The following is a 1,593-nucleotide window of genomic DNA, read 5'->3' as shown; positions in this document are numbered from 1 at the left end:
GCCATCCCCCACCCCACCAGCCCCTTCTGCCATGCTCCCCGGCATGAACACCAACACCAGCGACATACCTCAGACACTCCCCGACGGCCGCCCCATCCCCCTCCTGACCGGTGACGAGCGGCCCATGCTGGAGAGTTGGCTCGCCTTTCACCGGGCCACGCTGGCGCTGAAGTGCACGGGACTGGACGACGCCCAATTAAGGACGGCGTCGGCCGAGCCCTCGGAGCTCACGCTGCTGGGACTCGTACAGCACCTCGCCGAGGTGGAACGCAACTGGTTCCAGCGAGCACTGGCCGGCCACGACGTACCCCACCTGTTCGGCCCGACCGGCTACGAGCTCGCCCCGGAGCGCGGCATCGACGAGGCGTTCGCGGTGTGGCGCGAGGAGGTGGCGCGCAGTGAGGAACTGTGCGCGGGACGCTCCCTCGACGACACGGGGCGGATCGCGGACGGTCCGATGGCCGGCCTGGAGGTCAGCCTCCGCTGGATCCTGATCCACATGATCGAGGAGTACGCGCGCCACAACGGCCACGCGGACATCGTCCGTGAGCGCATCGACGGAGTCACGGGGGCCTGATCCCCCGCTCACCGCCCCCGGCGCCTGGGGACACCAGCCACCCGGGCGCCTCCAGCACACCCTGTATCCCGTCCATCAGGGCGGGATACAGGAAATTCACACGCGCCGTTCACTGAAATGCGATAATCCAATTCAGCACAGCTCCCCGTATTCTTCTGCCCGCTTTTCCGATGCCTAAACGCAAAGATTCCGCGAACGCCAACCGGTGCAATTCGCGCAGATCTCGTGAGGGTTACGCCATTGTGACCGACCCCACAACGTGCCCCATTCCTCCCCTAATATCCGGTCAAAACATCACCTTTTGACGCCTTCTCGCGCGGCCGCACACGCCCGCGCAATAACACAAGAGGGCCGCATCCGTAACCCCGACCGGCGATGCAATTTCAAGTTTCGCTCGGTAAATTCAATTCGCATGACTGCCGCACAAGCAGACCTACCGAACCTGTCGGAACTGCCCGCGGAATTCCTGGAAATGCCGGAGGGGCTGCGGATCGACCGTCCCGACGCGGCGGACGGCGCCGCGCTCTGGCGCCTCGCCCGGGACTCCCGCACCCTCGACCTGAACTCCTCGTACAGCTACCTGCTGTGGTGCCGTGACTTCGCCGACACCTCGGCGGTGGCGCGGGACACGAAGGACGGGCGGCCGGTCGGCTTCGTCACCGGATACCTCAGGCCCGAGCGCCCGGACACCCTCCTCGTCTGGCAGGTGGCCGTCGACGCCGCCCAGCGGGGTCGCGGGGTCGCCGCCGCGCTGCTGGACGGGCTGACGGTCCAGGTCGCCCGGCAGCACCGGCTGACCACCGTCGAGACCACCATCACCCCGGGCAACACCGCTTCGGAGCGCCTGTTCGCCTCGTACGCCGCCCGCCACGGAGCGAGCGTCGAGCGCGATGTCCTGTTCGAGGCGGGGGAGTTCCCGGACGGCTCGCACGAGCCGGAGGTCCTCCACCGCATCGGCCCGCTGTCCGTGTGATCCATGTCCGTGTGATCCATCGCCTCACCCCGCCCGTCTCCCC

The 1,593-nt window shown here is 67.5% G+C and carries 2 protein-coding genes; both read left to right on the top strand.

What is annotated here, in order from left to right; genetic code table 11:
• Positions 1-43 precede the first annotated feature (43 nt).
• Positions 44-577 (top strand): DinB family protein, encoded by a 534-nt coding sequence (locus FPZ41_RS46385; RefSeq protein ID WP_228023470.1) that lies wholly within the window; start codon positions 44-46, stop codon positions 575-577.
• Positions 578-989: 412 nt separating this feature from the next.
• Positions 990-1,550: a diaminobutyrate acetyltransferase gene (ectA, locus tag FPZ41_RS46380; RefSeq protein ID WP_152870896.1), complete on the top strand. Its 561-nt coding sequence runs from the start codon at positions 990-992 to the stop codon at positions 1,548-1,550.
• The last annotated feature ends 43 nt before the right edge of the window (positions 1,551-1,593 follow it).

It is taken from the genome of Streptomyces acidicola (assembly GCF_009377235.1).
In the GTDB taxonomy this organism is placed as follows: Bacteria; Actinomycetota; Actinomycetes; order Streptomycetales; family Streptomycetaceae; genus Streptomyces; species Streptomyces acidicola.
This window is presented reverse-complemented; position numbering and strand designations above follow the sequence as displayed.

What these genes read in the sequence shown, in the direction of transcription:
- FPZ41_RS46385 (WP_228023470.1), top strand. Translation starts at nt 44, where the DNA reads ATGAACACCAACACCAGCGACATACCTCAGACACTCCCCGACGGCCGC.
- ectA (WP_152870896.1), top strand. Translation starts at nt 990, where the DNA reads ATGACTGCCGCACAAGCAGACCTACCGAACCTGTCGGAACTGCCCGCG.